The following is a 13371-nucleotide window of genomic DNA, read 5'->3' as shown; positions in this document are numbered from 1 at the left end:
CTGGAACTTAAGCCGCGGGCGGCTTCGCAACATTGGGCGATGGAGCGGCTTGCGCCGAGGTATCCGGCTTGTCGGCAGCATTCGGCGCCTCCGCATCGACTGCCGCGCCCTCATCTGCTTTCCCCGCGCCCATCTGGGCATCGCTGCGAACCATTACCGTGCGTTGCGGATTCGCGATCTGGATACCCCGTGCCTGAAACAGGTTCGCCACGCGCCGGTTGAATTCGCGCTGCACGCCCCAGCGTCCGCTGTCGCGGCACTGGATCTGGCCGCTCATTGTGATCGCCGAACCGTCTACCGAATCGATGCCCCAGTACGCGAAGTCGGACAGGATGCCGTCCTTGAACTGCGGATCCTCACGCAACGACGCGCCGATTTCCTTCAGCGTGGCGATCGCGAGGTCCACGTCCTGGCCATAGAGAATGCTGACCTTCACGGCCGCGTTGCCGAGGCCGCGGTTGGTATTGTTGACCGTCGACACGGAACTGAACGGCACCGTGTACAGCGAGCCGTCGCCGCCGCGCAAACGCACCGTGCGGATCGACAGATATTCGACGGTGCCCGACACGCCGGCGAGCGTGACCCAGTCGCCCACCTGCATGGCGTTTTCCATCAACAGGAAGATGCCGGTGATGAAATCCTGCACCAGTTTCTGCGAGCCGAAGCCGAGCGCCACGCCGAAGATGCTGGCGCCGGCCAGCAGCGGCCCGATGTTCACGCCGAGTTCGCTCAGTCCCGTCAGGACCACCACCAGCGCGATCACGACAAACAGCAGGCTGCGCAGCATCGGCAACAAGGTGCGCAGCCGCGCGGCGCGCACCAGGTCGCCTGCGTTGGTCCATTGGTGCAGGCGCCGCTCGACGGTGACGTTGGCCGCTTCCCACACGAACAGCGCCACGGCCGCCGCCACGGCAATCGTGACGAGCGCGGAGGCGAGCCGGTGGCCAATGGTGCCGCTCTGGAACAGCATGCTGACGTCAGCGCCCCACACCTGCAGCAGCACCAGCGCGGTGATGATGCCGACCGTCCACGAGACGACGCGGCGCAGCAGCGGGTAATAGCGGTACGCATGCTGATGCACGAGCGAGTCGCTCGTTTGCGGATCCTGGCCGTCGAAGAGCCGCGCGAGCGCGCCGAAGATCACGATGGACACCACGCGCGCCGCCACCAGCACCGCAATCGAAATGCCGCCGAGGTGCAGCAGGGCGTGGTAGCCGTTGCGCACGTCGAGCGCCCACACGAACCACAGCGCCATCACGACGAACACGCCGATGGTGGCCCACGAGTCCGCCAGCGCATTGCCGATGACCGACAGCGACGTGCTGGCGGCGCAGCGCGCCCGGATGCGCGCGGCAACCGGCCGGCGGCATTGCAGGATCAGCAGTGAGATCATCACGTGGCCGATCAGCGCGACCACTTTCATCAAGGCGAGATGGGCGGCTTCGTTCAGGCCGAGGACCACGGCGGTATCGGCGATCGCCGAGCCCGCTCCGACGACGCTGACGAAAATCACCATCCAGCGCTGTGTGAAGGCAGCCCAGGTCGTGCCCATCTGCAGCAGACGCAGGCGCGGCGCGTCGGGCTGCAAAAAGAAGCCGCTGACGATGACGACTACGCGGCACAGCACGTAGATATCGATGATCGAATCGAGCGCGCGGTCTTGCGGCGTGCCTTCGTCGGTGAGGATCGACATCAGCAGGCTCGATGCGCCGATAAACACGCCGAGCGGCACGAATCGAACCACCATGCGCAACGCAGCGCGCGGCAGACGGCGCAGCAACGAATAGTGGTGGGCGGCGTGGCGCGCGCCGGCGGCATCGGCCGGCGCGGCCTGGGCGGCTTGAGCGGCCTGCGCCGCCAGCGTCGCTTCAGACGGCTCGTCAAGGAACAGTTCGCGCGGATCGACGTTGCGGCGTACCGCGAGCGCGGTAATCGCGCGGCGCAGCAGACGGCGCGCAAGCCACTCCAGCGCCAGCGCGGGCAGCAACGTACCCAGCAGCGTCAGCAGGATATTGCCGAGCACCGCGCGTTGCTGCGGGCTGTTCATCAGATCGGTCCACCAGCCGCGCACGGACGACACGTCCAGCAGAGCCGCCAGCGAGCGGCGCACGGCGCCGGCAATCTGCACCGCCCCATGCGCGCCCTGGCGGGCCAGTTGGGAAGCGAGACCGTTCGATTCGAAGGCTGCATGCACGGTCGCTGCCGCGCCGCTTGCGGCAGCCGGCGCCGAGGCCGCGGCCGGGGCGGAAGCGGGCGGCGCGCTAAGGGCGCCCGCTGCGGCGATCGCATGCAGGGTGACTTCAATCTGCGCGCGCCGTTGCGGATCGTTGAGGACGACCAGCGCCTGGCGGGCCTGGTCGGGCGTCAGCGTGACGGCGGGAGGGGCGGAGGCGGCGGCCGGCTGAGCCGGAGCGGCGAAGACCGGCGCGGCGAGCAGGCTCAGTAACCAGATGACAAGTAGTGTGCGCATAGGGAATAGGCGGGACGGCTGCGATGAGCGGCGCCGTCCGGATGCAGGTCAATTCGACCGAAAAGTCTGAACTATAAGACGACAGCGGCCTCGCGACGCAAGTTCCGCACGATGGGGGAGCGAGCCCGGATAAATCGCTCGGGCGGACATGTGTCGGGCAATCGTAAGCACGCGCGCTACGAGGATTATGCACGCTCGACGCCGCGTGGGCCGTGCCGGGTGCCGATTGCCGAAGCGCAGGGCGAGCGCGCAGCCGTCATCGGCGCGGCTGGATCGTGGTGGCTGCGAGGGCCGCCCCCGCCAGCGCGCACGCGGCCGATACCAGCGCGACCGCGCGCAGCGCCGCGCCGAGCGCGTCTGCCTGCGCAAGGGCGAGGGCCGGCGACGAGGCCGCTCCCGGTTCCAGCAATTGCCCTTTGCGGCCCGCCTCCTGTGGCACATGCAACTGATCGAGCCGCGTGGCGAGCACCGCGTTATGCGACCACACAAACACGATGCCGAGCACGGCGACCGCGAGCAGGCTCGCCACCCGGGCGACCGCGTTGTTGATGCCGGACGCGACTCCGGTGCGCTCGGACGTGACGGCGGTCATGACTGTGGTCGTCAAGGGCGCGACCGTGATGGTCATGCCTAAGCCCAGCACGGTCAGGGGCGGAAAGAACCCGGTCCAGTAGCCGCCGCGCGCCCATGGCAAGGCGAGTATCGCGAACCCGGCCGCCACCACCACCGGTCCGGCCGTCAGCAGCGCACGTGCGCCGTACCGGCTGGTCAGATTGCCGGTGAAGCGCGACAGCAGCCCCAGCGTGACCGGCAACGGCAGCAGCGCAGCGCCCGCGGCAGTGGCGCTGTAGCCATAAGCGCGGATCAGCGTGAAGGGCAGAAAGAACAGCGCGCCGCCGAGGCCGAAGTACAGCAGCAAGGTCACCAGATTGGCGCCGACGAAATCGCGCGAACGAAACACATCGAGCGGCACCATCGGATTGCGGCTCCTCGCTTCGATCACCACAAAAACCGCCAGCACCGCCACGCCCGTGCCGATCAGACCGAGCACGCGCGGATCGGCGAAGCCGCGCGTGGAGGCGATCGTCAGACCATAGGTGAGGGCGGCGAGACCCACGGCCGCCGCCGCCGCGCCGAGCCAGTCCAGTGGTTCCGCCGCGCCGGACTTGCGGCTGTCCGGCACTGCCGCGAGCGCCAGCGCGACCGTCGCACAGGCAATCGGCACGTTGAGAAAGAAGATCGCCCGCCACGAAAACGTATCCACCAGCCAGCCGCCCGCCACCGGTCCGACCGCAGAGGTAATCGCGGCGACGCCCGCCCACGTGCCGATCGCCTTGCCGCGCTCGTGCTCGTCGAACACGGCGCCGATAATCGCCAGACTGCTCGGCACCAGCAGCGCCGCGCCGACGCCTTGCACGGCGCGGGCGGCGATCAAGGCGCCGGCGTGCGGCGCGAGACCGCAGCCGATCGACGCCAGCGTAAAGATGCCGATGCCGCTCACGAAGATCGTCCGCCGTCCCAGTGTGTCGCCAAGCGAGCCGCCCACCAGCACCAGCGCGCCGAGAAACAGCAGATAGGCGTTGACGACCCACTGGATCGCGGCGACGCTGGCCATGAGCTCGGCCTGGATCGACGGTAGCGCGACGTTGACGACCGAGCCGTCGATAAACGCCATGCTCGAACCGAGAATCGTCGCCGCCAGCGCGAGCCGCTTGTGACGGCAGGCCCGCTCGGGCGCGACCGGCTGCGCGCCGATGACGAGTTCGTCGCACGGGCTCGCCTGCGCGGCGACGGCGTGAGAGACCCGCGCGGGTGGGTGGGGATGCTGCTGGCCGGCCAAGTGCACTCCTCGCGCGAATGATCTCCGTGCAGCATAGCAATGCCATGCCGCGAGCGATAGGCGCCTGGCCCGGCGGCCAGGGGCGCGCGGGGTATGCGACGCGCCTTGCATTGCATGTTGTCATGCACGCGTGCCATCATCGACTCGAAGCGAAGCGAAGCGAGGCGCGCGCGGCGGCGCTGCACAACCGGAGAAGCACCATGGTCAACCAGGCACCGGACGACACGCCCGGCGCGACGCCCGGGCAGCCGGTCCGCGCCGACATTCCCGGTCAGGTCGTCTTTGTCCTGCAGGGAGGCGGCGCGCTAGGCGCGTATCAGGCCGGCGTGTATGAAGCGCTGCATGAAGCGCAGATCGAACCCGACTGGGTGATCGGCACCTCGATTGGCGCGATCAACGGCGCGATCATCGCCGGCAATCCGCCCGGACAGCGCATCGACAGGCTCAAGCAGTTCTGGGACCAGGTCGCCTATCGCGGCAGCGCCACGGCCGGCTGGCTGCCCGTGCTCGACGACTGGTTACGCAACATGTCGATCGTGACGCGCGGCATCCCGGCGTTCTTTGCGCCGCGCCTCGGCGCCTTGTTAGGAATGCAGAGCGATGGCGGCCTGGCGCCCGCCGCGTTCTATTCGACCGAGCCGCTGCGGGAAACGCTGTTGTCGCTGATCGACTTCGGCTATCTGAACGGCAAGCAGACTCGCTTGACGGTCGGCGCGGTCAGCGTCGCCAGTGGGCGCATGCGCTACTTCACGAACCGCGATGCGCCGCTCGACGTCGATCATGTGATGGCCTCGGCCGCTTTTCCGCCGGGCTTCCCTGCGGTGCAGCTCGAAGGCGAGGCATGGTGGGACGGCGGCGTCTACTCGAATACGCCGCTCGAAGCGGTGCTCGACGATCATCCGCGGCGCGACTCGGTGATTTTTGCAGTGCAGTTGTGGCCGGCGCATGGCCGGGCGCCCAGGTCGATCCTGCAGGCGATGAGCCGGCAGCGCGACATCCAGTATTCAAGCCGCGCGGAAAGCCATCTCGAGCGGCAGAAGCAGATTCACCGCCTGCGGCATGTGATTCGCGAACTGGAACAATACATTCCCGAGGACCAGCGCGATGCCGCGGAGGTCAGGGAATTGCTCGGCTGGGGCTGCGGGACCACCATGCAGGTGATCGAGCTCGACGCGCCGCGTCTCGCGGGCGACGATCTGCACAAAGACATCGATTTCTCATCGAGCGGCATCAAGCGGCGCTGGGCGGCGGGTTACGAGGACACCGTGCGCGTGCTGAAGAAGGCGCCATGGCGTGAGCCGCCCGATCCGATGGAGGGCATTGCGGTGTACCGCTCGGATCCGGAGGCCAATCCCGGACCAGCGTAAGCGCGGGAGCGGCCGCCACGCCATACAGACCCGGCGGCCCGCCTCAACGCGTCAATGCCTCAATGTGTCGACGCCGTCAGCGACGGCAAGTCCCGCTCACTGTCTTCGTCGTCTGGCGGTGCGGCCGCGTCGGACGGGCGCGACGAGCCATCCTGATTGACGCGGTTGGCGTGCATCAGCCGGTACAGCGTGGCGCGCGAGACGCCCAGATCGGCGGCCGCCTCCGACAACTTGTAGCCATGCCGCTGCAAGGCCTGCTCGATCGCATCCTTTTCGGCCTTGCTGCGGATCTCGGCCAGCGTCACCGGCGGTGCGTTGGCCGATTGCGGCAGCCCGAGGTCGGAGGCCGTGATAAAGCGGCCCTCGCTCATCACCACCGCGCGGCGCACGCAGTTGATCAGCTCGCGGACGTTGCCGGGCCAGCCGTAATTGGACATGGCCACCACCGCATCGCTCGAAAAGCCGCGGATCTTGCGGGCCCCGTCCTGCCTGTACATGCTGAGCGCGTAGTTGGCGAGCAGCTTGATGTCGCCGCCGCGTTCGCGCAACGGCGGCTCGACGAGCCGCAGCACGCACAGCCGGTGATACAGGTCGGAACGGAACCGGCCATCTTCGACGGCCTTTTCCAGGTTGACGTGGGTCGCGGAGATGACCCGCACGTCCACCTTGATCTCGCTGGTGCCGCCGAGGCGCTCGATCGTGCCTTCCTGCAGGAAGCGCAGCAGCACCGCCTGGCACTCGTGCGGCATGTCGCCGATCTCGTCGAGAAAGAGCGTGCCCTGATGCGCGCTTTCGATCCGCCCGGTCTTGCGCTGCACGGCGCCCGTGAAGGCGCCGCGCTCGTGGCCGAACAGTTCGGCCTGCAGCAGGGTAGGCGGAATGGCCGCGCAGTTGATCGCGACGAACGCCTGCGCCGAGCGCGGCGAGCGTACGTGGATGGCGCGTGCGGTCAGTTCCTTGCCGGTGCCCGACTCGCCGGCCACAAACACCGGCGCGTCCGTGACGGCGCATTTGTCGATATGGCGATAAAGCTGGAGCATCGCCTCGCATTGGCCGACCATTTCATGGCGGCCCATGGAGGGTTCGGGCGTGATCTGCATCTTGCGCAGGCTCGACAGGCCATGGGCGTGTCCCAATGCGAAGATGAGCCGTTCGTTCAGGCACGGCCGGGTGACGAAATCGAAGCAGTAGTCGAGGATGAAGCGGCTGACCGGCTCGTTGTCGGACTGGCCCGGTGCGATCTGCGCGACCCAGTTGGTCTCCACCCGCCGCATGCAGGCTTCGAGCGCCGACAGATGTTGCGATGAGCAGTTTTCGGGCAGCTCGATCAGGCCGACCTTGATGTTGTCGCGCTCGATCATGCGTTCGGCGATGGCGGTGGTCTTGGCGTGGGCAACCTGCCAGCCGCATGCGGCCAGAAACTTGGTCAGCATTTCATCGGGTCTGGCAGAAACACAGAGCACCGTTCGGTCTATTTCATGCGGCGTGACGTTCGTAGTCATATTACCCCCGGTTCGATGCAGCGTTCATGCTTGCTGGGTCAGGAAGCGAACCGCAACCGCGTCGGTTGCTCATGGTGAACTCAATGGCGCGCCGAATAATTTGTTCATACGAACTCTCAATTTTCATTTTCGTTTGTTCCCCCGTTGATACCGCAGTCAGCGTGTTTCCCGCCGGTCTCTCTATATTGCGCTCTATGCGACGCATGGGCCAAAGATAGAACAAAACAATTGGACTTGCCATACACGCTAATCTGGATAGGGAATTCGCGGCCCGCACCGGCCCGCCGCCCCGATCAGGGACGGGCGCGCGCCGCGTTGGAGAGTGGCGCGGGCAGTTCGGTGCAGGTCGTGTATCAATTCTGTCTCAATCTGGGAATCCATGTATCGATTATTTTCGGGCAATTGTTAATTCGGTAATCGGAATGTTTGACCGGAAGTCATCTTTTATCCCCATCAATGCGACTGCCATTCCATTGCGGGCCTAATTGCGCAAACCTTTGCGCAGTAGAAAGCGCGATTCGCCGGCGCAGTGGATACGTGCCGCCATCGACATCCGGCTAAAACCCGGAAAATGACGCCAATGCCTTGATAGAGGCGGTTCCAGCCAATCATTTCAAGTGCCCGGGCAACGTGCGTTGGGTGGCCTGACGTTGTCGGCAGGGCGGCGAATCACGCCGGCCCGCTTCGCCCGGCACGCTGCATTCGACGTCGCGCACCACGTCAATCCGACCTGCTTCAGCCCGCAATCGGCCCTGCGTGTCACAGACTACCGTGTGTGGGAGGCGTCTCACAATTGAGACACTTTGGTCTTGGTGCGGTAGCCCACATAGTGATCGCCGCCCCCTCTTTCGAGTCCCACGCCGCGGACGAACTCGCGCCGCGCAGCCCTCGGTCCAGCCCCATGCGGCGACAGGGCTGCGGCCAGCGAAGTAGTTGCCGACGCAACGTTTCGGGCCCCGTAAATTTGCCCGTGCCCGGCGAGTCGCACACCTGCAACAGTTTTTGCACGACCCCTCTCAAAGCGTGCCGCGCGGCGACGCGCATTGACGGCCATGTCCGGTGGCATAACGCTTTGCGAAGCGCTGGCACGGTCGTCGCTATATGACCTGTGCCCGGCAGCAGCGCAGTAGCGCGGGACAGTACAGGTAGTACAGGCAGGGCGGGAAACCACAGGTGGCGCGGGGACGCACAGGCAGGAAGCGGCAACACAGGTGGCGCGGGGACGCACAGGCAGGCAGAAAAAAACAGGCAGCGCGAAGACGCACAGGGAAGAAAAAACAGCGAACGATCAAGCCCATACGAAAGGGCGCGACGGGGCCAACACAGAAGGGCGCGAAGAGGCCAATCAGGCAGGCGAGCCTTCATAGAAAGGCCAGGCAGTATCAGTTTCAGAACGGGCGTATCAACAGCCTGATCGGCAGTCACCGGACGGGGGCGGGTGTTCCCCCGTCGGGTGCAGACCGGTCGCATCGATGCTTCGCGGGGACGGCTCAGGCCGGGCGGCAGATCGGATCAACACGATCGCCAGGGGAACGAAGCGGACGATTGCGGCGCGATTCGACGCCGGCGTTGATCATCGCTCTTTTTTATTTCGCCGACCCGTCTCTCAGGACGGCGGCAGTTTTTCGAGAATGTCCCGCGTCACGCATCCTGTTCGCTCTTTACCTGCGCCATCCTGATGAGCCGTAAAGTAAGGAGTGCGAGATGAAAAATACAAAATGGCTGGGGACACTGGCGGTCACGGCCGCCGGCACGCTCGTCGCGGCGCTCTGCGCGTCGCGCGGGATGCCCGCGCAAAGCGCACCCGTGACGAGGATCGCGGTGGCCGCGGTGGATATCGACCTTGGGCAGCGGCTTGCACCGCGTTTCATCAAGCTGATCGAATGGCCCGCGGGCAAGATTCCGCCCGGCACGTTCGACGACCCGCATCAACTCGACGGACGGGTGCTGCGCGCGAGCATCGTGCGTGGCGAACCGTTGACCGAGGGTGGACTACAACCGCTCGGAGCGTCTGCCGTCACACTGCATCTGGGCGATCGCGTTACCGCTGCGGTTCCGCCTCGTGACGCTAAACAATTTCATCTTGCCCGCAGCGGCAGCTTGCTGTCGCTTAAGCGTGGCGAGCAGGCGGTGGTTCGAGACTACGATCCCGATACGGTGGCGTGGCTGTCGTTACTCGACGATCCGTGGGCACCCGTGACGCCGCCTCGCCCAGGGAAACCGGCCGGGGCGTGACAAGCGAGCGTTGCGGTGCGCGGGTTTCAGGACCCGATTCGATCAAATTTCTTTCTTCGGTTGGTTTGCACATAATATAAGAACTCTTATATGATATTCGAACTCATACATTATTTGCGACGGATCGATGGTCTGCCGCAGTGCGAACCGAAGGAGATGCGTGCTATGTCCGAATGTCTGTTTCTTGCCGGCGCCAGTGGGGCCATCGGGCGCCGGGTTGCGCCGCTGTTCGTTGCGGCCGGCTGGCGCGTGGTGGGCACCACACGTGCGCCGGAGAAGGCGCGTTTGCTGCGCGAGCTGGGCGTGGAACCGGTGGTCGTGGACGTGTTCGATGCGTCGGCGCTGCATGACGCGCTGGCGGCCGCACGGCCCCAGGTGGTGGTGCATCAACTAACGGATCTGCCGCCGGGTCTCGACCCTGCCCGCATGGCCGAAGCGGCACAGCGCAATGCGCGCATTCGCGACGAGGGCACGCGCAATCTGGTGGCCGCTGCGGTGGCGGCAGGGGCGCGGCGCCTGCTGGCGCAAAGCATCGGTTGGGCCTATGCGGAGGGGCCCTTGCCGCACGCCGAAGACGATCCGCTCGATACGGATTTCGACGGTCCACGCGGCGTCACGCTGCGCGGCGTGGCGAGCCTCGAGCGCCAGGTGCTCGAGGCGCCGCTGGACGCCATCGTGCTGCGCTATGGGCGGCTCTATGGTCCGGGCACCGGGTTCGATGCGGCAGCGGGCGCTGCGCCGATCCACATCGACGCGGCCGCGCACGCCACGGCACTCGCGTTGGCGCGTGGTACACCCGGCATCTACAACATCGCCGAAGACGACGGCACGCTAGCCTGCGACAAGGCGCAACGCGTGCTGGGCTGGAGCGCCGGCAGCGTGGTGGCGCAGTAGGCCAGCGGCCTAACGCCAACGCCAACGCCAACGCCAACGCCGGATCGCTCCGCTCAAGCCTGGGCGGCTTCAACCGCCCACACCGACACCCCGGCCGAAGCAATCGCAAACCGGTGTTGCGAGCCCAGGCGCAAACGGGTGTCCTCGCTGGCGATATCGAAGAACGCACCGCCTATCTCCACACGGATATAACGCTCGCCGCGCCGCAGTTCGATGGCGTCGATGGTGCCCAGGTGAGGACCGTCGGGCGCCGCCACCAGCGCGTGCGACGACACGCGCCACATCACCCGCCGGCCGGCGGCGATCGAATGCGCGGCCGTCGCGCTTGTCTTCACCCGCAGACCGTCGCCGATTTCGAGCACGCCGTCCTCGCGCATCACCCCTTCGCCGACGTTGTGCAGACCGAGCAGTTCCGCGACCCGCATCGTCGCGGGCTGTTCGTAGACCGTATCGATCGGACCCGCCTGCAGCACGCGTCCGGTTTCGATCACCAGCACTTCGTCGGCGAGCAGCGCGGCTTCGTCGGGATCGTGCGTGACGAGAATCGTCACCGCGGCGATCTCGCGCTGCAAGGCGCGCAACGACTGCTGCAAACGCCGGCGGCGCGGCGTATCGAGCGCGGCGAACGGCTCGTCGAACAGCAGGAGCTGACTGTGGCGCGTCAAGGCCCGCGCAAGCGCCACGCGCTGACGCTGACCGAACGAGAGCTGATGCGGCAGCCGCCCGACCAGTGTGGCGAGGCCCAGATGGTCGAGCCAATAGCGCGCGCTGGCCGCATCCGCATCCACCGGAAAGGTCAGTTGCCGGGCGACCGTCATATGCGGAAACAGGCCGTAGTCCTGCGGCATGTAGCCGATCTGGCGCCGCTCGGGCGGCAACGCATCCAGATCCGTCGTGCCCAGGCGAACCGAGCCGCTTTCGTTGGGCTCGAGTCCCGCGATCAGACGCAGCGCCAGCGATTTGCCGGAGCCCGACGGCCCGATGATGGCGAGACGCCGGGTGGCCGGCGCCCAGGCAATGTCGAGATCGAAGGCGCCGAGATGGCGGGTCAGCCGGAAGGCGAGCCGTAGTGGAACGGCTTCGGCGGCCGGCGGCTGGCCGACGGGCTGGACGGCCTCGTCGCCGTTTTCAGGTTCGATCGCGCCGCTCTGGCGCCGGCTGTACAGCGACAACGCGGCGCAAACAATCGCGATGGTCAGCGTGGGCAGCAGCAAGGGCATCATGGCCGGCAAGCCCTGGCCGCCGAACACCACGTAGGTATAAACCGGCAGCGAATACGGGTGATACGCCACCATCACGGTTGCGCCGAATTCGCCGAAGGCACGCAGCCACGCCAGTGCAAGTCCTGCGCGTATGGCCGGCCACGCCGCGGGAAGGATGACGCGAAAAAACCGGCTGCCGGCATGATGGCCGAGCGTGGCGGCGACGTCGTCGAAGACCGGATCGACAGCGGCAAACGCCGACTTCGCCGCGATGATCAGGAACGGTGCGGCGACGAAGGTCTCCGCGAGCACGATGCCGGCAAACGAGTCGGTCAGCGTGCCGCCCGTCAGGCGGCCAATACCGCTATACGGTCCGAGCAGAAACAGCAGCAGCACGCCGCTCGTGAGCGGCGGCAGCGCGAGCGGCAACTGCACGACAAAGCCGAGCACCGCGACCTTGCGCGAGTTGGAGCGCGCCAGAAAATAGCCGAGCGGCACGCCGCCCAGCAGGATCACCAGCGAGGCGACGCTCGCGCTCGCCGCGGAGACGCCCACTGCCGACCAGGTGGCGTGCCAGTCGACGCTGGCCCAGTCGGCCGCGCCGAGCTGGGGCACGCTGGCGATGAACGGCGCACACAGATACGCCGCGAGCAACGCAGCCAGCCAGAAAAGCGGCCGGGCCGCGATGCGCTTCATGCCGTTACTGCGCTGCGTCGATCACGGCCTGCACCGAGGGCGGAACCGCCTGCCCATTGCCGGTGACAACAGGCTTGATCACGTCCACGCCATGCTGCTTCAACAGCGCGCGACCTTGCTCGCTCAGCAGGAAATCGACGAAGCGCGCGGCGCCTGCGTTGTTCGGCGCGTCGCTGAGGATCGTCAGCGTGTAGCTGGCCTTGGCCGCCAGTTCGGGAGCGGGCTGGAACGCGGGGATCTTCAGGTCCGACGTTTCGGTGGAGTAGAAGAAGCCGGCGTCGAGCTGGCCCGATTGCAGGCGTCCGACGAGCGTTTCTTCAGGCAATACCTGAGCGGGATTCTCCGCATCGCCAAGCGTCTTTTCGACGAGATCCGGTTGATGGTAGAGCTCGGCTGCCTTCGTCATCATTTCAACCGTGAACGCGCCCTTCGGATCGAGCTTCGGATCCGTGCGGCCGATACGGATACCCGGCTCTTGCAGCACCTGGTCCCAGCGCTTCGCCTTGAAGTCGGCGGCGAACTTGCTCTTCGGGTTGTAGCCGATCATCAACGGCGACTCGGCGAAGTTGACGTACCAGCTCACATGGTCGCCGTTCTCGGCGCCCATCAGGCTCTGGTTGACCTTCGGACTTGCGCTGATGAACACGTCGCCACGGCGCAGCTTGCCCTTGATTTCGTTGGCGATCTTGTTCGAACCCGCCGCGTAGCCGCGGAACTGCAGACCGGTGGATTTCTCGAAAGCGGGTCCGACGCTGCGCTCCATCAGGTTGACCAGCGAGCCGGCGTACAGCACGTTGACGATGTTGTCCTGGGCGAAACTGGGGGTGGCGGCCGCCATGCTGGCGACTACTGTGAAAGATGCGAGCAGCTTGCGAATCATGCCATTTCCCGTAGCGTTATAAAGAACGCTATATTACGACGCCGCAGCGGAATGTGGGTCGAATCGCCCGCCGCCGGGCATGGCCTTGACGATATATCCGGTATGTCGCACGCCCATCTGCCGGGCTGGGCGGAGCGCGGCGTAATATATGCCAGAATACAGCGTGGCGAGGGGCGTGGCGCGCTGTGTGGCGTGCTTTGTGGCGTGTTATGCGACGCATGCGCCGAGGCCGGTGCCGCGCGCTGTCATGCGTCCTTATGACGCGTTCTTTCGCGCGCTTTGTGC

Annotated in this window: 8 protein-coding genes; 3 read left to right on the top strand and 5 right to left on the bottom strand. The window is 66.2% G+C overall.

The features are described 5' to 3' along the window. Positions 1-7 precede the first annotated feature (7 nt). Positions 8-2470 carry a mechanosensitive ion channel domain-containing protein gene (locus tag P3T42_RS11330; RefSeq protein WP_429306086.1) on the bottom strand — a complete coding sequence of 821 codons (2463 nt, stop codon included), beginning with the start codon at positions 2468-2470 and terminating at the stop codon, positions 8-10. A gap of 256 nt (positions 2471-2726) precedes the next feature. Further along, complete coding sequence (locus tag P3T42_RS11325; RefSeq protein ID WP_429306085.1) at positions 2727-4310, bottom strand: MFS transporter; 1584 nt, start codon at positions 4308-4310, stop codon at positions 2727-2729. Between the two features lie 200 nt (positions 4311-4510). Here P3T42_RS11325 and P3T42_RS11320 point away from each other — a divergent pair, with 200 nt between their 5' ends. After that, positions 4511-5677 (top strand): patatin-like phospholipase family protein, encoded by a 1167-nt coding sequence (locus P3T42_RS11320; RefSeq protein ID WP_429306084.1) that lies wholly within the window; start codon positions 4511-4513, stop codon positions 5675-5677. 59 nt (positions 5678-5736) lie between these two features. Here P3T42_RS11320 and P3T42_RS11315 read toward each other — a convergent pair whose 3' ends face one another. Further along, entirely contained in the window at positions 5737-7179 is a 1443-nt protein-coding gene (locus tag P3T42_RS11315; protein ID WP_074295251.1) for a sigma-54-dependent transcriptional regulator, read from the bottom strand. A 1704-nt stretch (positions 7180-8883) separates the two neighbouring features. Between P3T42_RS11315 and P3T42_RS11310 the strand changes: the two genes are divergently transcribed. Together P3T42_RS11310 and P3T42_RS11305 are read left to right on the top strand one after the other, a co-directional pair. Further along, on the top strand, positions 8884-9414 hold the full coding sequence (locus P3T42_RS11310; RefSeq protein WP_429306083.1) for an SAF domain-containing protein: 531 nt from the start codon (positions 8884-8886) through the stop codon (positions 9412-9414). A 165-nt stretch (positions 9415-9579) separates the two neighbouring features. Beyond that, entirely contained in the window at positions 9580-10308 is a 729-nt protein-coding gene (locus P3T42_RS11305) for an NAD-dependent epimerase/dehydratase family protein (protein ID WP_429306082.1), read from the top strand. Between the two features lie 53 nt (positions 10309-10361). On the opposite strand, the gene P3T42_RS11300 is transcribed toward P3T42_RS11305, so the two are convergent. Continuing rightward, positions 10362-12206 (bottom strand): ATP-binding cassette domain-containing protein, encoded by a 1845-nt coding sequence (locus tag P3T42_RS11300; protein WP_429306081.1) that lies wholly within the window; start codon positions 12204-12206, stop codon positions 10362-10364. 4 nt (positions 12207-12210) lie between these two features. Next, positions 12211-13086 (bottom strand): extracellular solute-binding protein, encoded by an 876-nt coding sequence (locus P3T42_RS11295; RefSeq protein WP_429306080.1) that lies wholly within the window; start codon positions 13084-13086, stop codon positions 12211-12213. Between the last annotated feature and the right edge of the window lie 285 nt (positions 13087-13371).

Origin of the sequence: Paraburkholderia sp. GAS38, assembly GCF_050434965.1 — a bacterium.
GTDB lineage: Bacteria > Pseudomonadota > Gammaproteobacteria > Burkholderiales > Burkholderiaceae > Paraburkholderia > Paraburkholderia phenazinium_A.
The sequence above is the reverse complement of the archived record's forward strand: the minus strand, read 5'-3'. Positions and strand labels throughout refer to the sequence as shown.

Coding starts and splice junctions, on each gene's coding strand:
- P3T42_RS11315 (WP_074295251.1), bottom strand. CDS start 7,179: ATGACTACGAACGTCACGCCGCATGAAATAGACCGAACGGTGCTCTGT.
- P3T42_RS11320 (WP_429306084.1), top strand. CDS start 4,511: ATGGTCAACCAGGCACCGGACGACACGCCCGGCGCGACGCCCGGGCAG.
- P3T42_RS11330 (WP_429306086.1), bottom strand. CDS start 2,470: ATGCGCACACTACTTGTCATCTGGTTACTGAGCCTGCTCGCCGCGCCG.
- P3T42_RS11300 (WP_429306081.1), bottom strand. CDS start 12,206: ATGAAGCGCATCGCGGCCCGGCCGCTTTTCTGGCTGGCTGCGTTGCTC.
- P3T42_RS11295 (WP_429306080.1), bottom strand. CDS start 13,086: ATGATTCGCAAGCTGCTCGCATCTTTCACAGTAGTCGCCAGCATGGCG.
- P3T42_RS11305 (WP_429306082.1), top strand. CDS start 9,580: ATGTCCGAATGTCTGTTTCTTGCCGGCGCCAGTGGGGCCATCGGGCGC.
- P3T42_RS11310 (WP_429306083.1), top strand. CDS start 8,884: ATGAAAAATACAAAATGGCTGGGGACACTGGCGGTCACGGCCGCCGGC.